This is a genomic window from Borrelia sp. RT5S (assembly GCF_021165755.1).
Taxonomy (GTDB): Bacteria; Spirochaetota; Spirochaetia; order Borreliales; family Borreliaceae; genus Borrelia.
Genome location: NZ_CP088936.1, coordinates 200,748 through 219,623, shown reverse-complemented (window position 1 = coordinate 219,623; position 18,876 = coordinate 200,748). Strand labels below are relative to the sequence as shown.

Annotated in this window: 13 protein-coding genes, 2 tRNA genes and 1 pseudogene; 4 read left to right on the top strand and 12 right to left on the bottom strand. The window is 31.7% G+C overall.

Translation table 11 applies throughout. The annotated features are described in order from the left end of the window. Positions 1–61: 61 nt before the first annotated feature. The 6 genes and pseudogenes from LSO06_RS01060 to LSO06_RS01035 all read right to left on the bottom strand — a co-directional run bounded on the left by LSO06_RS01060 (position 62) and on the right by LSO06_RS01035 (position 8,937). A complete protein-coding gene (locus tag LSO06_RS01060; RefSeq protein ID WP_231760246.1) occupies positions 62–1,120 on the bottom strand; it encodes a hypothetical protein in 1,059 nt (352 codons plus the stop codon). Positions 1,121–1,131: 11 nt separating this feature from the next. Beyond that, entirely contained in the window at positions 1,132–2,970 is a 1,839-nt protein-coding gene (gene mutL, locus LSO06_RS01055) for a DNA mismatch repair endonuclease MutL (protein WP_231760245.1), read from the bottom strand. Then, positions 2,967–5,315 carry a tetratricopeptide repeat protein gene (locus tag LSO06_RS01050; RefSeq protein ID WP_231760244.1) on the bottom strand — a complete coding sequence of 783 codons (2,349 nt, stop codon included), beginning with the start codon at positions 5,313–5,315 and terminating at the stop codon, positions 2,967–2,969. The genes mutL and LSO06_RS01050 overlap by 4 nt, the downstream gene beginning before the upstream one ends. Before the next feature lie 403 nt (positions 5,316–5,718). Then, positions 5,719–6,345 (bottom strand): annotated as a pseudogene (locus LSO06_RS05815) (tetratricopeptide repeat protein); the annotation flags it as partial. A gap of 49 nt (positions 6,346–6,394) precedes the next feature. Then, positions 6,395–8,107 carry a BB_0208 family protein gene (locus LSO06_RS01040; protein ID WP_231760242.1) on the bottom strand — a complete coding sequence of 571 codons (1,713 nt, stop codon included), beginning with the start codon at positions 8,105–8,107 and terminating at the stop codon, positions 6,395–6,397. Next, positions 8,104–8,937 (bottom strand): sugar phosphate nucleotidyltransferase, encoded by an 834-nt coding sequence (locus LSO06_RS01035; protein ID WP_231760241.1) that lies wholly within the window; start codon positions 8,935–8,937, stop codon positions 8,104–8,106. Before LSO06_RS01035 ends, LSO06_RS01040 begins: the two co-directional genes overlap by 4 nt. 86 nt (positions 8,938–9,023) lie before the next feature. Here LSO06_RS01035 and rsmD point away from each other — a divergent pair, with 86 nt between their 5' ends. Beyond that, entirely contained in the window at positions 9,024–9,563 is a 540-nt protein-coding gene (gene rsmD, locus LSO06_RS01030; protein ID WP_231760240.1) for a 16S rRNA (guanine(966)-N(2))-methyltransferase RsmD, read from the top strand. Positions 9,564–9,582: 19 nt separating this feature from the next. Here rsmD and LSO06_RS01025 read toward each other — a convergent pair whose 3' ends face one another. Then, complete coding sequence (locus tag LSO06_RS01025) at positions 9,583–11,118, bottom strand: hypothetical protein (RefSeq protein WP_231760239.1); 1,536 nt, start codon at positions 11,116–11,118, stop codon at positions 9,583–9,585. A 174-nt stretch (positions 11,119–11,292) separates the two neighbouring features. Then, positions 11,293–11,365: transfer RNA gene (locus LSO06_RS01020), tRNA-Phe, on the bottom strand. Between the two features lie 145 nt (positions 11,366–11,510). Here LSO06_RS01020 and LSO06_RS01015 point away from each other — a divergent pair. Further along, on the top strand, positions 11,511–12,350 hold the full coding sequence (locus tag LSO06_RS01015) for an HAD-IIB family hydrolase (protein WP_231760238.1): 840 nt from the start codon (positions 11,511–11,513) through the stop codon (positions 12,348–12,350). 254 nt (positions 12,351–12,604) lie between these two features. On the opposite strand, the gene hflC is transcribed toward LSO06_RS01015, so the two are convergent. The 4 genes from hflC to LSO06_RS00995 form a co-directional block, all read right to left on the bottom strand. Then, positions 12,605–13,576: a protease modulator HflC gene (gene hflC, locus LSO06_RS01010; RefSeq protein WP_231760237.1), complete on the bottom strand. Its 972-nt coding sequence runs from the start codon at positions 13,574–13,576 to the stop codon at positions 12,605–12,607. Further along, complete coding sequence (gene hflK, locus LSO06_RS01005; RefSeq protein ID WP_231760236.1) at positions 13,577–14,506, bottom strand: FtsH protease activity modulator HflK; 930 nt, start codon at positions 14,504–14,506, stop codon at positions 13,577–13,579. Between the two features lie 220 nt (positions 14,507–14,726). After that, positions 14,727–15,968: a hemolysin family protein gene (locus tag LSO06_RS01000; RefSeq protein WP_231760235.1), complete on the bottom strand. Its 1,242-nt coding sequence runs from the start codon at positions 15,966–15,968 to the stop codon at positions 14,727–14,729. A 56-nt stretch (positions 15,969–16,024) separates the two neighbouring features. Next, positions 16,025–16,097: transfer RNA gene (locus LSO06_RS00995), tRNA-Cys, on the bottom strand. 155 nt (positions 16,098–16,252) lie between these two features. Between LSO06_RS00995 and LSO06_RS00990 the strand changes: the two genes are divergently transcribed. Then, on the top strand, positions 16,253–17,776 hold the full coding sequence (locus LSO06_RS00990; protein WP_231760234.1) for a UDP-N-acetylmuramoyl-L-alanyl-D-glutamate--2,6-diaminopimelate ligase: 1,524 nt from the start codon (positions 16,253–16,255) through the stop codon (positions 17,774–17,776). Positions 17,777–17,780: 4 nt separating this feature from the next. After that, positions 17,781–18,875 carry a D-alanine--D-alanine ligase gene (locus tag LSO06_RS00985; RefSeq protein WP_231760233.1) on the top strand — a complete coding sequence of 365 codons (1,095 nt, stop codon included), beginning with the start codon at positions 17,781–17,783 and terminating at the stop codon, positions 18,873–18,875. Position 18,876 lies beyond the last annotated feature (1 nt).

Genomic DNA, 18,876 nt, shown 5'->3' with positions numbered 1-18,876 from the left:
TAAAGGATTAAATATAGCCTCCCTGGTGCCTCTCCACACTCTAAGCCATTATATTGATTTTTTATTTATTGTCAAGTTCATCAATTTCATCTTGTATAATTTTTATTTTCGAATTTAATTTATCTAATTTGTTTTCAATTGATTCTTTATGTCTTATGAGTTGTTGCATTTTTGCTTTAATTGTTGCTATTTCATCTATTCTAATTGTCTTTGCCAATTCTTTATTCAGTTCCAGTATCTGTTGATCTAGGTTTTCTATTTGTTTTAATAATGGATTAATTGAGCCGACTTTGTTTAATCCTTTTTCCACCTTTGTCATCTCAATAAATTCTTCGCCTATTTTCTTTAAAACATCTTCTTTGTTTGTTTCAACAACACTAATCTTACTTTCTATCTTATTTTTGTTATTGATTTTATATTTTATGCTTTTATTTTTTGTTTCTCTTATTGTATTGGTTAGTGTTGCTATACTTGTACCAGCCTCATTCATTAATCTAACTTCTTCAATTAGTTCTCCGCTTAATTCTCTATTTTCTACAAATTCATTGACTAAATTTTCTAAGCTTTCTGAAGATAGATATTCCTTTAATATTTTTTTCTCAAATTCTTTTGCTATTTTCCCCATATTTACTTTATTTAGGATGTTTCTTATCACCAGTGCAACATTTCCAATAAGTTTTTCAAAGAAATTTGGTCTTTCGTTGGGTTTTATTATTTCCGGGTTTTTATGCTCACTTTTCTCAAGAATTGATTTGGTAAAATTCATCTTGTATTCTAGAATTAGTTGCAAATTTTTTGGGTAATTATTTATTAATGCTCCTATGGCTTTAGTAAGCTTAATTTTGTAGGCTTTAAGAATATTCTTTCGAACGGCTTTGCAATTTGTAAGATTTTTGTATAATTCTTTTAGTTTATTTTCACTGTCTTCCGCTTTGCCTAAGTTCGCTTTAAGTTGAGCCAATTCCTTCTCAATTAACTTCAAAGAGGTATAAGAGACCAATTGTTTAAGCTCTATTACATTGCTGCTTCTAAGAGTCCTACCAAGCTCAGCCAATTTCTTACTCCTCTCTAACTCTATCTCCTGAATTTTAGACTTAAGATTCTTCACCATAAACAACATCTGTGTTTATTTTATTTTCTGTTGACATTTTTTTCAAGTTCAAATCTAGAAATTTTATGGTAAATTTTTCTTCCGTGTGGACAATATTTTAGGTTTAAGTTGAAAAATTCATTTATTAAAAAATTGCTAAAATCAGAGCTTATTGTGTCATTTTTTTTAATAGCCTTTCTACAGGCAACAGCTGCATACAAATCAGCCTCCAAGGAATTAATAGTTTTGCTTTTCCTTTTTTGGAAGAATTGAATAATAGCATTTTCATGTTTGTTGCAAATATTTGGGATTGACTTAAGCTGATAAGTTTGGTTCTTTATTTTAATAACTATTATGTCTATCCGCTTATATTCTTCTATCTCGCTTTCAAGTATTTTGTCCACATCTTCACAATCTACTTGAAACTCAATTGGTATTAGAAGATTTTGTATAGTTTTTTTTGAGTTTTTGAGGTTGTTATATATGATCGTTTCATGAAGTGCATGTTGATCTAGGAAAAAGAGTTCATCGTCCTTTTCTACCATTAGGAATTCAGAAAATATTTGTCCTATGTATCTGTATTTTTTCTCTCCTGGTTTGTTAATTGAAGTCAGCATTTCAGAAGCTTTTAGGAAAACATTTTGAATATGGGCTTTAAAGGACGGTTTATCGCTTTGAGTTGGTTTGTGGCTTTCAAATTTGATCTTGTCTTCTATTATATTCGTTATTTTATTGCTTTGAGGTTTTTCTAAAATTAATTCTTCATTTTTTGTAATTTCATAGGCTTGGAAGTTTGCATCTTTTGATTCATTTTCTTCAGGAGCTAACAGGTGAGTATCATTTGTCACTTGTCTTTTGATTATTATGTTGTGATAGTCTTGTAAAATATCTTTTTGTTCTCTGTTAAAGAACTCATTGATATTACTTGCGATTTGTTTGGGAAGGAAAGGTAGGTTGAAAAATCTTACTTCCTTTTTTTGAGGATGTATATTAAAATCAACGTGTCTAGGTTCTATTTCTAAAAATAGATAGCATATTGGAAAATTTCTAGGTGTTAATACTCTGCTGTGTCCATCAATTATTGCTTCAGATAAATTTTTCTCTTCAACGGGTCTTCTGTTGACGAATATTTTTATATTTCTTCTATCTTTTCTTGAAAAATTTGGAGGAGCAAAAAAAATTTTAATTTTGACGTTTTCATATTCTGCTTCTATTTTCCCAAACTTATTATGCTCTATTATTTCTCCGTACACACTTTGAACTCTGTCTATTAATTTTTCTTTAAAATAAACTTTTTTCAGTTCATTATTTATGCTTAGCCTAAAATCAATTTTGGGATGAGCAACGGACTTTTCTTCAAAAACTTTTAAACACATTTTCGTCTCAATAGATTCTTTTTTTAAAAATCTTTTCCTTGCGGGAAATTTGTGGAATAAATTTGTAACGTCTACTATTGTTCCGTTTATTGGAGATTGTTTTTTAAAATATTTTTCAATTCCGTTTTCAACTTCAATTTGATAACTTTCTTCTCCTGTTGTTGAGCTTGTTATTGTGAGATTAGAACAAATCGCAATGCTGGAGAGAGCTTCTCCTCTAAAGCCTAGTGTTTCGATTTTTTCAAGATCTTGTTCTGTATTAATTTTTGAAGTAGTGTGGGGTAGGTAGCATATTTTTAAGTCCTCTGGGCTTATTCCGCTTCCATTATCTACTATTAGTATTCTTCGCATACCTCCCTCTTCAAGAAAAACCTCTATTTTATCTGCTTCAGAATCTATCGAGTTGTCAAGTAATTCTTTTAAAACAGAGGAAGGTCTATCTATGGCTTCTCCTGCTGCTATTTTTTGTACTAAGCTTTTATTTAAGAATTTTATCTTATTCATTGTCCCACAATTTTTATTATCCTCTTATTTTGTGAGTAATTAGGAAATTTTTTAATGATTTCTTTAAGTCTTTTATCATTTCCGTTTTCATTATATTCTATTATCCCCAATGCATGGAGGGCCTCTGGGTTGTTTGAATCTAGTTTGATATACTCTTTTAGTTTTTCCATTGCTTTTTTGTTCTCCTTGGCAGCCAAAAGTGTAACGGCTAGATTATACTTTGCTTCAATATCTGAGCTAGCTTCTAATTTTTGAAAAATATCTATTGCTTTTTGGTAATTTCCTTGTTTTTTATAAAGTTTTCCAAGATTATTTAATGCCACTGGATGATTCTTGTTACTAATTTTTTCAAGTATTTCAATCGCTTTGCGTTCATTACCCAATTTTTCGTATGCTCTTGCTAAATTTATGTGGGCTGTAATATTTGCAGGGGTTTTTGAAATGATATTATTATATAGTGTTATTGCCTTGTTATAGTCTCCTTTAGTTAAAAAGATTGATGCTTTTAAATACAAATATTCGGGTTTGGCTGGGTTCATGGCAAGAGCTTTATTTACGGTTTCTAGTGATGCGCTGAGACTGTCATTTTCAAATTTTGCCATTGCTAGGTTGTAAAGTACAATGTCATTTCCCTCCTGCAATGAAGCACTTACCATATTTAGGTATTTTTCTCCGTTTTGAAAGTCTCCAATATGATTTGCAGCAATTCCTGTTTTTATGGCATAGTTAGGATTTTTAGTAATATCATGAGCTCTTTTAAAGCTCATGAAGGCTTGCGTTTTATCGTTATTTTTTTCTTCCGCTATTCCCTTTTTATAAAAAGCAGTACCATAATTTTGGTCGATTGCAATTGCCTTTTCGAAAGCTTGGATTGCTTCCTTGTTTTCATTTAACATTAGCAGGATTGTTCCTATATTTGTGTATGCTCTTTTGTTGTTTGGATGGATTAGCAGTGTATCACGGAAAGCTTTAATTGCTTCTTTATGTTTTTTTAGTTTAAATTTAATTATTCCAATTTTGTAGTAGTCTTCTGCTCTTTTTGTAATGCTTGCAATTTTTTCATAAATTTCTTCAGCTATCTTTAAATTACCTTTGTTTTCATTTGTTAGTGCTAATGTTTTAAGGGAGGTTAAATCTGTTGGAGAGCTTTTAGGGGTCTCTTCTGTTTTGATTTTATCATCCAATGAAATATCTTTTGTGGCAAGAATTTCTTGCTCAGGGCCCTCTTCTACAAAAAGCTCCTTTAAATAAGGAGCTTTTTGTAGGCTAATTGATTTAAACTCAACATGTTGCTTTATTAGTTCAAGCAATACCTGGGCGGCTTCCTGATATTTCAACTTGTCAATTAAAGCATTCACCCTATTGAAACTATCGCTTAATCCCCTTTTGATGAGTTCATTAAGTCTGCTCTTGCCGGTAGAAGGATTTCCGGTATTAATATTGTCTAGTATTTCATACAGCTCTTTTTTTATAAAGTAGTCATAGGGTCTTTCTATCTTTTCAACAGTCTGACTTTGTGGTTTAGGAAGAATTCTTGAAGGAGTGGGTTGCTCTGTTTTTATTGGGGACTTTAGGGGCAAAGAATCAAGATTCTCTTTAGGGTGTTCATCTTGGCTTGTTGTTTTTGCTTTGGGATCGTTTGTAAGTTTTTCTCTAGAAGCATCTTCATTCCGTTTGTGTTTTATTATTTCTTTTCTTTGATTTTCTAAATGCTTATCTTTATTATTTAACTCTTTACTTAAGTTGTCTTTTAATTTTTTTAAGTTAAATAAATTTTTTTGGTTATCAGTAGATTCTTTGTTGTCTATGTTTGACTTTTGATTATCCTCAATTTTACCTTTATTATTACCTAAATTTTTAGGTACTTTACTGTGCCTAAACTCTAAAATATCTTCGTCTTCAATACCAGTATCTTCTTTTCTGTCGGCATAGTTTTCCACTTCTGTATTATCCTTAATGTATCTATTATTAAAAGCAATATCAGAGTTTCCATTGTTAATAGGTATTAATTCTTCTCTTCCTTGTATTTTATCTATTATTTGATTAGCGGTATCCCTTTGCAAGCTTTTCGATTCAAAGGGACTGTTATTAGCAAGTTCTGCTAACGTCCCTTCAAGCATCACAATATCCGTGTTTTTTGGATACTTATCTTTCAGGATTTTCGTTATTGAATAAGCTTTTTTGTAATTTCTATCCATAACACTATTCTTTACCTCATTTAGCATTATCTCCTGGTTTCTTTTGTCTAGTCGGTCTTTATATATATAGTAACCAAGCGACGCGAATGAAGAAATAAGCAGAAATATTAAAACTAATAGTATAGGTAAGCTTTTTCTGTTATTCATCTATTGTTAACTCCTCTTGCAAATTAATTTTTTCTAGCTCAATTAAAGAATCTGTCTTTAAATTACTCTCAAATTCTTCTTCAGGACTATCTTTACTATCTTTACTATCTTTACTATCTTTACTATCTTTACTATCTTTACTATCTTTACTATCTTTACTATCTTTACTATCTTTACTATCTTTACTATCTTTACTATCTTTACTATCTTTACTATCTTTACTATCTTTACTATCTTTACTATCTTTACTATCTTTACTATCTTTACTATCTTTACTATCTTTACTATCTTTACTATCTTTACTATCTTTACTATCTTTACTATCTTTACTATCTTTACTATCTTTACTATCTTTACTATCTTTACTATCTTTACTATCTTTAGGAATAAGGGCGTCTCCGCTTTTTAGACTTTTGTCAAGTTCCTCCAGGTCCGCTTTTTTATCTCTTAAGAGGTTTATCATATGGAGAATGTCGTCTTTTTTTTCAGTCTCGTACCTCAGGGTAATAAATTGTGAATAGTCGTGAATCGCCATAGTGTAGGAATCCCATGCATTTTTGTAATCTTTTTCCTTAAAATTGACTTTTCCTTGTTCAACATAAGAGTTTGCTCTGTTAAGCAGTGCCCTGTCGTAATTAGGCATGTTTTTAACGGAGTTGGAATAGTATTTGATTGCTAGATTGTAGTACCCCTCGCCCCTTTTAAACATTATGTTTCCAAGTTCAAAATATAGCTTATAGTCAATACTCCCTCCAACTGCAATTCCATCAAGCAAAGCACCCTCTGACTCTGTTAACTGGTTATTTTCCCTATAGGCTATTGCCAGAAAATAATATCCGTTTTGTGCTTTTGGATACTTTTGAATAGCATCACTGAGAATTTTTATTGCCTTTGAGTAGTTTTTATTTTTAATCTCTTCCTGTCCAATTCTAATTAATCTTTGGGCATACGCGAAATTAGGGTTTAACAATAATACTAGAAACAAAGCAAAGATTATCGAGTTTTTGAGCAGTAAAAAATGAGTCTTCATATCTTTTATCATTAACATTGTATTATGTTAGTGTAAATATTGCTATATTTCATTTTGTTCTAGAGATAAATTTATTTTGATCTTTATCCAAAAATGAAATGAATTTCATTATATCTTCTTTTTGCGTAGAGTGGATCGACTTCTCTTCTTTTAACGCATTTGGGTTTAAGTAATAAATAACATAACACAATGCAGGTAGTAGCTTTTCATTCCTAAACTCTACCGAGTTTAACATTGGGTTTGGTTGAATATTCTTATGTAAAATTTTAAGTACTCTTGTTCTTAAGGTTAATGATTTAATGAAAATGTATGATTCATAGTAGTCTAATTCTTGGGCAAGGGTCTTCTGCATTCTTATTATTTCTTTAGGTATGGTAATTTTATTCTCGTCAAGATGGAGTATCATTTCCGATATGAATTGCAAATGCTCCATACCAATATTCGGATAAAGGGACAAAAAGTGTACAAGTATTTGATTCTGAATTTCAAAATCTTTGTTCCTAAAGAATGTTTTTATATCGTTTGAGAAATTTTCCTTGTCATCTTTATCTGCATAAATGTAGAACGCTATCCATCCATATGTGTTTATTTCTTTCGTATTGTCTTTAATGTAATTGATCACATTTTGTAAAAATGTTTTCTTTATATGTTTGTTTTGAAATGCGTTTGCATTCCTGTATGGGTTAAAGCTCATTTTTTCAAAAGACACAAAGAAGTCCTCTGCTTGAAATTTTGCTGCAATGATATCTTCTATTTTTTCACTTAAGTTTAACAACCTGTGTTTTGCTATGTATTCAATTGCAAAAATAAAATCTTCCCATTCGTTTGGTACTTTATCCTTAAAGAACCACTGTAAATATTTGCTTATTGCAATTTTTTCAAACAAAGACAAATACATTTTTAGTGCATTTTGAAAATCCTTGGGGGTGTATTTTGTAAAGTCGCTGAAAAAGTAATTAAAATTGATATTTTTTCTTGATCCTTTGTAAAAAATTTCATTAAGGCTTAAGGTTTTCATTGTGCGAAGGTATTTAAGAATCTCATCGTACGTTAAGGTCAAGATTTCACCTATCGTGTGTTTATAACTTTTTGTTAAAATTTTATTAAAAAGAGGTCTAGATAAGCATCCTACCGGCCAGTACGTTAAGATAAGCAATTTTTGCAGTTTTATTACTCTACTTTCTTTTCTTGTCAAGCTAGACTTGAAGAGTCTTTGTAGTGTTTGGGGTTGCTTTAAGATGTGTTTAATTTCTTCCTTGTTTCTATTTCTTACAGCTACTAGTATATCTACTGTTGGTTCTAAATTTTCTGCTTTTATGTTGCTTGAGAAGTTTAATATCAGTTGTTTATATAATTCCCTTTTGCACAAGGGGTACTCTGGATTATTTTGTATTTCAATTAACTTTAAATAATGGGTTGATTTCAATTTATATGTTATTCCAAGTCTTTTACTAATAAGATTTGTTTCTTTTCGTATTTGTAATGAATTTTTTTCCCTAATTATCCCTAACAGCCAATCTTTAATTTTTGTGTCTTTATTTTTTTCATAGTAATATTCTTCAAGAGTACTGTTTATTTTGTTTTTTTCAAGTTCGTATTCTTTGCTTATTTCTATAAGATTTTTAATCTCTTCTTCATTTAGCATGTAAAGTTTTGAGAAAATGCTATATTTTAAAATTTTTTCTTCTATGTTTTCATCTATGTATTTTCTCAATAAGCTGAGAGAAGCATAAAATTCTTGGCGTTTTTTTATTGTGTTCACTTAGCCTCTACTAAATTCTTAATTATCTTGAGTAACTTGTCGTCTCTTTTAGCAACTTTAATTATTGCCTCTAAATAGCCTTCAATATCACCTGTATCAAGTCTTTCACCTTCTATTTCTTTATACAGTACCTTGCCCTCAGACATCAGTTTCCTTAAAGCATAAATGTGATGATATTCTCCCCTCTTGTGAATTTTAAATCCTTCTTCTAAGTACTTAAAAAATTCGTAAGTATATAAAAATCTCCCAATGGAAGCCTTATTGCTTGGTTCTTTTCCGATTTCTGGCTTTTCTATGATGTCTTTGACATGAATGTTGTCTTTGTCTAATTCTATTACTCCATATCTATTGATGTTTTTGGGATTTTCAATAATAGACAGTATACTTTTTCCAGTTTCTTGATGTAATCCTATAAGTTGTGCTGTTAGGGGAGGGTTTCCAATGTGTAGATCATCGGGGTATGCCACCACTGTGGTTTCACCCCCAATCCAAGGTTTTGCATGCAGTAAAGCATGTCCTGTGCCCATCATCTCATTTTGTTTTATAAAGCTAATATTGATGTCCTTAAGATCAATGATTTCTAGTAAATCTCGCCTATTCTCTTTTTTAAATATAGATTCAAGTTCAATTTCTCTGTCGAAATAATTATCTAGAACTTCCTTTCTTCTTGAAGTTATTATTAATATGTCTTTAATGCCAGAATTAATAAATTCTTCAACGACGTAATCAATGGCCGGTCTGTTTAAAATTGGCAACATTTCCTTTGGAATGGTTTTTGTTACTGGTAAAAATCTTGTGCCATATCCAGCTGCTAAGATTATACCTTTCATAGCATGTCCCTCTTAAGGAAAAATTATATCAAAATTCAAGTTTTAAATATTTAATATTTTGTTAAAATAATTTAAAATTAGTGCTCATGCATGTGAGTGCAGGCAAGTACAAGGGGAGAAGAGTTGCTTTTCCTAGGACGGGCGGTGTGCGTCCTGTGATGGCTGTTGTTAGAGAGGCTCTGTTTTCCATTATTTTTAATCAGATTTTAGATGCAAATTTTCTTGACGTGTTTGCGGGTACAGGGATAATGTCTCTTGAGGCTCTCAGTAGAGGAGCTCGGCTTGCTCATCTTGTTGATTGCAATAAGGCTTCTAGGAGCGTTTTGGTTAAGAATTTTGGTTTCATAAAGGAGCCTTATAAATTTTTTTTCAATGAGGCCGAGTTTTTCATCAAAAGAAGTAATCTTTTTTATGATTTTATCTATCTTGACCCACCTTTTGATTATCTTTTTAAAGAAAAACTGTTTGAAGCAGTTTCAAGAAATGGGAGCTTAAATAAAAAAGCAAAGATTATTATCCATCATCCTTCTAGGGAACATTTAAGTAGCAGTATCTTGAGTCTTTCTAAATACGATTCCAGGAGATACGGCGATTCAAAACTTGATTTTTACAAGTTCGATCATTAATAATCTCAATATTCAATCTTTAGAGAGCAAAAAGATTAAACTCATGACTTCTGAGTTCCTCGATATTGCGCTTTAATTCAAATTTGCTAACATTTTTTAGTGAACTTTTCTTTATCTCTCCTTTTTCTCCCTTAACGATTATCTCTTTGGAATCAAGGTTAAGTACCACATCTCCAATGTTATAGGCTTTATCTTTTTTTCTTATGACAGATAAAATGGGCATCATGCCCATATTGTAATCGCAAACAACGACCTTGAATAAGGACTCATTGCAATCTTTTGTGCAAATGTCTAGAATTTCCCCATAGTCAAAGGGTGCAAGTATTTTTAGAAAAATTTTTAACATTTTTGCATCAAATTTTTTGTTCTTTAAGTATTCATTCGGCTTGCCTGTGTCCCAATGGTATTTTGAGCTATTTTGCAATAGAAACTCAATAGCTTCCAGGGGGTTGACGGGTTCTTTTATCGTAATAGGATTGACCATTTCATCGTAAGTATCTATTAAACAAAAAATTCTAATAAGTTCGTGAGTGAATCTTTTAATTTTTATATCCAAATGATTTTTACTGTCAAGGTAACTTCTTTGTCCGTTTATTATCATCTTTGTAATGGGAGATATGTCTTCTCTGAGTCTAAATAGATTCTTAGATACATTAATGCTTTTCTCTAAATTCTCCACCTTAAGCCTGTATTTTTCCTCTGCATCCTTGTTTTTAAAGCTAATTTTGTCTTTTAAGTTTTGTAGTATAGTAGTATGCATGAGTCCGATGGGATGCAAAAGCACACCAAGAGCAGCTTGTATTATTATGTTGTTGTCATAGAAAAATTCTGTGAATTGTGTATAGTGTCCTTTGTCGATAAAAAATTTTGTTGTTGAACGAGGGGCATCTTTTGCTGCTCTCTCCTTATTTAAGTGTGCAATTGTCATTAAAAAATAAATTGTAGTGTCAATTGCGTGTAATAAGACAGAATCTCCTGATGTTTTTACTTTTCCATTAAAAAATTCCCAATCTCTTCTGATCGAATGCAGGTATAGCTTTTTGATTGTTCTTGCGTTAGAAAGATTATCTTTATTCCTAATCTTTTGAAGATCAAAGTAATCATACACTTCCAGTAGTAACTTTTGAATAGATATCATTTTATGTGTTGGTAAAATCTTAAAACTACCCTCAATGATCTCTTTAAAGTAAATTGAATCGGGTGCTTCTTCCATAAGAATGTTTAGATTGATCAAGCTCTTCTTACCGGAAATTACAAATATTTTATCTCTTTCTGAGAAGGGCTTGTATACGTCCTTTAAAGCCTGTATTAAATCTTCCTTTAAAGAATTTATTTCGTTGTCTAATAGCTCCTCATTGACCATACTTATCAATTTTTCATGTGGCATGTTTGTATAGTTATTAATTACGGGTATGTGTGAAACACTTCCCTGCTTTAAAGCTTTAATGATTCTATCATTTACTCGTGCACTCAGTTTGGACAAATTTCCGATATTTGAAAAAATAATATCATCTTCTGTTAAGTCTTCTATCCTTTTTATTTCTTTGAGAATCATCCTGAGCCCTCTTAAGTAGAATTTTAAATAGCAGCCCCAAGAGAACAAACTCCCCGAGGAACGATTTTAAGCTCTGCTGTTCCACAGGCGCCCTCGCATTAAAGAGAAATCAAAACCCCAAGACAAGACCATTGTCACTAACCAATAATGCAACAAACAAAACCAATGAAACATTGCCGCCGAGGAGAATCGAACTCCTGACACAAGGATTTTCAGTCCTATGCTCTACCAACTGAGCTACAGCGGCCATTCTTGTTATGTAACACCATAATTTTTTCACAAACATTTTTTTTTGTCAATAAACACAAATAGGGAAGGGCAATTTTTGTTTTTATGTTTAAAGTTGTACAATTAGCTTTGTGCGCTCTATTTAGGAACATAGGAGTAATTTTGTGAGCAAAGTTTTTATTACGGATTTAGATGGTACGTTGCTTGATAGTAGGGGATCCTTATCAGATTTTTCAAGGAATAGTCTGAGGGAACTTCTGAAGAGAGATGATTTTAATTTTACGGTTGCAACAGGCAGAGATTTTTATCTTATGAGGTCTCCTTTGAGAGGATTTAATTTTAAGATTCCTTTAATTAGTCATGACGGTGCTTATGTCACATCTGTAGATCAGAGCAGGCCCCTTTATGTAGAAAACATAAGTTGGGATTGTGTTGATGATATTTATTCTTGTTTTAAGCATAATGGGTTTTCTGTATTTTTTAAAGTGATACAAAAAGGAGAGGTGTTTAATGTTTATGATGGTATTAATAATTTTTTAGAGCATTGGTATCTTACATTTAAGCAAACCTATTGCCGTTCAAATATTGTCAAAATAGATAAACTTAGTGATATTTCTCTTTATGATGTTTTGTCTGTTACCATTATTGCTACTCGGGAAAGAATCGAAGATATTTTTTTGAATATGAAAAGTTATTCTGAACTTAAGGTTTCTAAGTATGGAAGAGTAGAATTTAATGACAAGATTAGTGTTATTGAAATACAAAGCGTTCGTGCTGAGAAGATAAATGGGATTAAATTTTTAGCTGATTATTTGTCTATTTCTTACAAAGATATTGTTTATTTTGGGGATTCTGACAATGATATCTCTGTCTTTAACGAAAATGAAATTCACAAGGTCACTCCTCAGAATGGTATTGATGCGCTTAAGGATAAGGCTTGCGAAGTAATAGATTACCATTATAATGATGCTGTATTAAAGTACATTTTGAATAATTTTGAATAATGCGAGCTTTACAATCATTATTCAGAATGAATAAGGCATATTTTTTATGTCATAGCCTACTAAGTATGGGGTTTGTTTTGTCTTCTCCGTAATACTAGCAAAAATGATAGTACTTCGTTTGTCCACTTTTTCTGTGAATTTGACTCTAAACAATCGGAGCAACGACTCTGTAGCCATTAAAGAATAGGGAATTGTTATAATAAACCTTTAATATCATTTTTAAATAAAACTTTTATTAAATCTAACGTATCGTTTCATTTTCTGTTATGTAAGTACCTGAAGAAGTCCATATCTGTTGAAAATGTTTTTCGCTTATCTTTAAGTACTGTCTTGTAGCTTTCTAGTGCTTGCCAAAATCTGTAAAATTCAACACTTTTCCCATATGCGGCTGCATAAATACGTGCCGCTTCACTATCTCCCTCAGCTTTAATTTTAGCTGCCTCAGCTTTTGCCTCACTTAATAATTTTAGTTTTTCTTTTTCAATGCTACCAAGTATTTCCGTTTTCTCAGCCATTCCCGTACTTCTTTGTTCTTCTGCAATTTGTTGCCTTTCTGAGATCATTCTGTTATGTACTGAATCGATTAAGCTTGGGTCGTAGCTAATTTTTCTAATAAGAACATCAACAATTTCAATTCCAATATCTTTAGTGTTTTTATTTGCAACCTGAATTATTTCATTTTCGATGGTTTTTCGACCCTTTGTTATCTGATAAGTTGTGTCACTCTTAGCCTCTTGAGCTGTTAAAATTCCGTGAGATAATCTTTGAACTGGGTCGTTTGAACTTCTAATCATTTCAAGTAAAGGATACATAGCAATAACACCTCTAACAGCAGGTTCAATGGCAGCATCAATTCTTACATAAGCCCTATCCATTGTTTTAATTGATGTGTAGAATTTATTAATATCTGCAATTTTCCATCTAGCAGTTGTATCTATCCATATTAATTGCTTTTCCTCTCCACCCGTTGGAATTCTTTGGGGCTCCCCGTCCCATCTGAGTATGATTTTGGGAAATATTTGCACATGTTCAATAAATGGAATTTTATATTTAAGTCCTGCTGTGTTTTCAGTTCTCTCAATTTTTCCAAGTCTTGTAGTGATTGATATCTCATTTTCTTTTAGGATATAAATTGGTTGCATTATGGAAAGTGAGATTAAAGCAAATAGTAATGTAAAGACAGCAGTTTTAGCAATAGAGAATAAGAATTTTACCATGTATTTCATTTACTTTATCTCCTTAAACGGAAGGAAGTTTTTGAAATTCTTGTCGATTATTTCAATGTTATCTTTATTTTCAAGGATCTCCTTCATTGTTTCATTGTAGAGCCTCTCTCTTGTAATTTCTGGATCTTTAATGTATGCATTTAAAATTGCGTTAAAAATCTTAGTATCAGCTAGGGCGTTATTTATTCTACTCTCTTTGTATCCCTTAGCTTCCTCTAGTACCTTAAGTGCTTCTCCTTTAATTTTGGGAACGATTTGATTAAATTCTTTCTTTCCCTCATTGATGAACTTATTTTTATCTTGTATCGCAATATTAACATCTTCAAATGCTTCATAAACTTTGCCCTTCGGTGGCATAGCATTTCTGATTTGTACCTGCACAATATCTATCCCTAAATTATATGTTTTAATAATTTCATTCATAGAGGATTTTACTCCTTCTGTAACACCGACTCTGTTGTCGTTAATTATCTCAAAAATAGTGTTATCCCCGATCAACCTGTTCATTGACGACTTTGCAATGTCTTTGATGGTTTCTTCTGGGTCCTGTACTTTAAACATGAAAGAATATGGGTCGTTTATTTTATATTGTATTAGCCATTCAACATTTATTATGTTTAAATCTCCAGTAATAATTACTCCTTCATCCTCACCAACATTAATTCCTCTGTTATTGTCTGAATTAAATCCAAACTTCACCTCTTGTACTATCTTTACTGGTAGAATGAATTTTTCCTCAATTAGTGGAATTTTTATATGTATTCCCGATTCAAGTGTTCTATTTAGTCTTCCAAGGCGAAGAACAATTGCTTCCTCTGATGGACCAACTACGAAAACATTTGAGATGACTATTACCGCTATTATTATCAATATAATGAGCACTATTGTGTATTCGTATGTTTTATTGAAAAATTTTGGAATATTTAGCATTTTATCCTCCTTTTATTTATTTAGCAAGAAAAAAATCTACATCTTCTTCTTTATTTTTGATGTTAAATTAAGAATAAATTTTTAATAATATTAAAGTTCACTACTTTCATTGAATTTTGTATTGTTAGCAAATAAGCGGGTGTTCCGTTAAAGCCATGTTTTGTGTTCAATCTAGGTTCTGGAAAATTAAAAACCATTCTCCAAAGATTTTTATACACTTTTACTCCTTTTCAAATTTTTTAAAGATTATTTTTCTAATCTTATGATTCCTCACTTCCTCTATTAAGTATTCTCCATGTTCTGTATTAACTTGTTCTCCCCCTTTAGGAATCTTATCAAGTAAATCCATTATGTATCCACCAACTGTATTTATGTAATCTTTGTGTTGAATTTTTATTCCAATAATTTCTTCGATCTCATCAAAGGTGGTCTCACCGAGTATTAGGTAAATGTTTTCACTCCTTTTAATAATAAACTGTTTTTCTTCTTCTAAATCATACTCATCAAATATTGCTCCAAATATTTTCTCGACTATATCCTCTATTGTAAGTATTCCCGAAAAACCTCCATATTCATCAATAACAATTGCCATTATTTTCTGTTTTTGTCTCATAATTGCTAGAGTATCTTTTATTCTTTTGTTTTGTTGTACAAAGACAGCAGGTTTTGCAAATTTTATGATGCTTTTCTCAAGTTCTTTTTTACTTATCTCAATTAAATCTTTGGTTATTAAAATTCCTATTATTTGTTCTCTATTCTGCCCCCTATACACAGGAATCCTGGAATATCCTTCCTTTTTAATTATTTTAATCTTATCTTTCAGTTTTGATGTGCTTGATAGGGAAAATACTTCTGTACGGTGAGTCATAACTTCAGAGGTTCTAACTTCTCCTATATTTAACATCTTTTGCATGAATATTCTAGCATCATTTTCTAGGATCCCTAAGTTTTCAGCTAGAGACAACATATTTCTTATGGTATCTTTATTCATTTTTTGACTTGTTTTTATTTTGCATAGGATTAATAGAGCTTTAGTCATTCCGTTAATCACGTATATTATGGGTGTGAATATGAACGTTAATGTTTTAAGTAAGATTGAGGTTGACAAGGCTATGCCTTCATTATTTAATATTGCAATCTGTTTGGGAAATATTTCGGAGAATATAAGAACTACTATTGTCACAATTCCTGTTGAAAAAGCGAGAGCAGTGTCTCCATACCTATTAAGAACAAATTTTGTCGCAAGAACACTGGTTGTTATATTGGAAATATTGTTTCCAATCAAAATTGTCGTGACAAGTTTCGACGGATTTTGAGCCAAGTAATACACAATTGCACCTAATTTACCCTTCTTCTTTATATCTTGGAGCTGCATTAAGCTTAACGAGGTGTATGCTGTCTCTGATGCTGAAAAAACTGCCGAGAGTACTATAGATACGATTATTAATGATAACTCCAACATATCCGTTATTCTAAGGCTACCTTCGTGAAATAATGCATGGCTTTTATCGGCTCTTAAGGCGCTGACCGGAATCGAACCGGCGAATCAAAGTTTTGCAGACTTCTCCCTTAGCCACTTGGGTACAGCGCCATTAAACACTAGTTAGTTTATTAAAAAATGTTTGAATTGTAAACAATGTTTATAGCCTTTGTCGTGCTAAAGGCGTAACAGCTCTTAATCCTTTAAAAGGCTTTTCTCTTGCGTTCTATATCAAAATGATTTTTATTCTTGTACAATCTAGAAGTATGAATAGAAAAAAGAGACTTCATGGTATTTTGTCTAGGTTGGATAAAAATCTGGTTAAAGAAATTAGAGGATCTTGTGATGTGGAGATAATGGGACTTGCATATGATTCAAGGTGTGTTTTGTCTAATTTTGTATTTTTTGCTCTTCCAGGGTTTCATTTTGATGGGCAAAAATTTGTTGAGGCAGCGATTCAGAGGGGCAGTAATGTTATTGTGCATACTAATAATGTTGACTTTTGTGCTCCAAATGTAACATACATCAAAGTTGATTCTTGTAACATAAAGAGATTTATGTCAAATTTTTCTAGCATTTTTTATGATGAGCCTTCAAAAAAGCTTAAAATTATTGGAGTGACAGGAACAGACGGTAAGAGTTCTGTTTGTTTTTATATATATACTCTTTTAAAGTCTGTTGGGGCTAGGGTTGGATTTATTTCAACAGTATTTTTTGATGATGGAAGTGGAAGTTTCATTAAAAATCCTTATAGGCAGTCAACCCCAGAGTCAACAGAAATTCATTTTTTTCTCAGTAGGATGGTTGATAATAATGTTGAGTATGCTATTGTCGAATCAACATCACATGGGCTTGATCCCAGAACGGCAAGGCTTGTTGATGTTAAGTATTCTGTTGCTGTTTTAACTAATGTTGGCCATGAGCATCTTGAATTTCATGGTACGATGGAAAATTATTTGAGTTCTAAACTTAATCTTTTTGCTGCTGCTGCTGCTAGTGATGGGTTTGGCGTTGTCAATATTGATGATAAGAATTCTTCTATATTTTTAAATTCTATTAACAGATCTTATACATACAGTTTAGAGAATGAAAATGCTGATTTTTTTGTAAGTAATATTAGTGAACAAATGGGTTTTACGGAGTTTGAATTTTTTAATAACAATATTAAGTATGATGCTAGGGTTGACTTGACGGGTAGTTTTAACGTTGAGAATGTTATTGCTGCTCTAGTTGCCGTAAGTCAGGTTGCAAATATTGGTATAGCAGAACTTATTGATAGTCTTGTGAATATTAGGGGTCTTTGCGGACGAATGGATAGTGTTGATTTTGGGCAGAATTTTTCTTTAATTATTGATTATGCACATACTCCGGGTGCTTTTCTTAAACTTTTTCCTATCTTTAGAAGACTTTCAAAAAATAGATTAATTGCTGTTTTTGGTTCTGCTGGGGAGAGAGATGTTGCAAAGAGAAAATTGCAGGGAGAGATTGCAGACAGGTATGCGGACATAATAGTACTTTGTGATGAAGATCCAAGGGGGGAGGATAGCATACAGATCATTAACGATATTGCAGAAGGAATTTTAAATAAGACGCAGGGTGAGAACTTATTTTTCATTTCTAATAGGAGAGATGCAATTGAGAAAGCAATAAGTCTTGCGGGTGCTGATGATTTAGTCGTTACTCTTGGGAAGGGGCATGAAGATTCTATAATATATGAGGATAGGAGTGTCTTTTGGGATGAAAAAGTTGTTATTAAAGATATTATTTTACGTTTAATAAATAGGGGTTAATTTTATGAAGAAAAATCTTATGCTGATATTCGGGGGGGTTTCTTTTGAGCATGAAATTTCCTGTCGATCTGCTTATGGGGTTTATATGGCTCTTAGGAGGTTAGATAAGTATAATATATTTTCAGTTTTTATTGATAAGAATACTGGAACTTGGTACTTATTGGAATTTGTACCCGATGCCTTTGAATTAATTAAGAAAGATGGCTCTTCTGTTATTAGTCTAGTTCCTGGCGTTGGAATATTTGTAGGAGACAGAAATCTAGAAATCGATGTTGTATTTCCTATTGTACATGGTAGGACAGGTGAGGATGGCTCTATTCAGGGACTTTTGAAAATAATGGATATTCCTTGTGTTGGGCCTGGTATCTTAGGAAGTGCTATTTCTAGTAATAAGTATTTCTGTAAACTTTTTCTTAAAAGTTTTAATATTCCTCTAGTACCCTTTATTGGACTGAGAAAATATGATTATCTGTTAGATAAGGAAGAGGTTAAAAATAATATAAGACAAAATTTAAAATATCCTGTGATCGTTAAGCCAGCTATACTGGGTTCTTCAATTGGAATAAATGTTGCATATGAGGACAGTCAGGTTGAAAAGTGTATCGAGGAAGCTTTTAAATATGATTTAACTATTATTATAGAGAAATTTATGAAGGTTAGGGAGATTGAATGTTCTGTTATTGGAAACGATCAAATTAAAATATTTACTCCCGGAGAGGTCGTTGTGCAGGATTTTGTGTTTTATGACTATGATGCCAAGTACGCTACCATTCCTGGGAATTCTGTTGTATTTAATATTCCTGCTTATCTTGACACAAAGCATTTACTAGACATTAAAGAATATGCATTTTTGGTTTATAAATGTTTAGAACTCAGGGGGATGGCAAGGATTGATTTTTTTGTTGAAAAAGACACTGGGTTAATTTATATTAACGAGATAAATACAATACCAGGATTTACGGATATTTCTATGTTTTCTAAGATGTGCGAACATGATGGGGTGGATTATGAGTGTTTGGTTGATAAACTAGTGGACTTTGCCTTTAATAGTTATGAAAAGAAAAAGAAAAGGATTGATTTTGCAAAGTTAGAAAACTAGT

Bases quoted from the DNA above. Each gene is read 5' to 3' on its own strand.
- hflK (WP_231760236.1), bottom strand. From the start codon at position 14,506: ATGCTAAATATTCCAAAATTTTTCAATAAAACATACGAATACACAATA.
- hflC (WP_231760237.1), bottom strand. From the start codon at position 13,576: ATGAAATACATGGTAAAATTCTTATTCTCTATTGCTAAAACTGCTGTC.
- LSO06_RS01025 (WP_231760239.1), bottom strand. From the start codon at position 11,118: ATGATTCTCAAAGAAATAAAAAGGATAGAAGACTTAACAGAAGATGAT.
- LSO06_RS01060 (WP_231760246.1), bottom strand. From the start codon at position 1,120: ATGTTGTTTATGGTGAAGAATCTTAAGTCTAAAATTCAGGAGATAGAG.
- LSO06_RS00990 (WP_231760234.1), top strand. From the start codon at position 16,253: ATGAATAGAAAAAAGAGACTTCATGGTATTTTGTCTAGGTTGGATAAA.
- LSO06_RS00985 (WP_231760233.1), top strand. From the start codon at position 17,781: ATGAAGAAAAATCTTATGCTGATATTCGGGGGGGTTTCTTTTGAGCAT.
- rsmD (WP_231760240.1), top strand. From the start codon at position 9,024: ATGCATGTGAGTGCAGGCAAGTACAAGGGGAGAAGAGTTGCTTTTCCT.
- LSO06_RS01050 (WP_231760244.1), bottom strand. From the start codon at position 5,315: ATGAATAACAGAAAAAGCTTACCTATACTATTAGTTTTAATATTTCTG.
- mutL (WP_231760245.1), bottom strand. From the start codon at position 2,970: ATGAATAAGATAAAATTCTTAAATAAAAGCTTAGTACAAAAAATAGCA.
- LSO06_RS01035 (WP_231760241.1), bottom strand. From the start codon at position 8,937: ATGAAAGGTATAATCTTAGCAGCTGGATATGGCACAAGATTTTTACCA.
- LSO06_RS01000 (WP_231760235.1), bottom strand. From the start codon at position 15,968: ATGTTGGAGTTATCATTAATAATCGTATCTATAGTACTCTCGGCAGTT.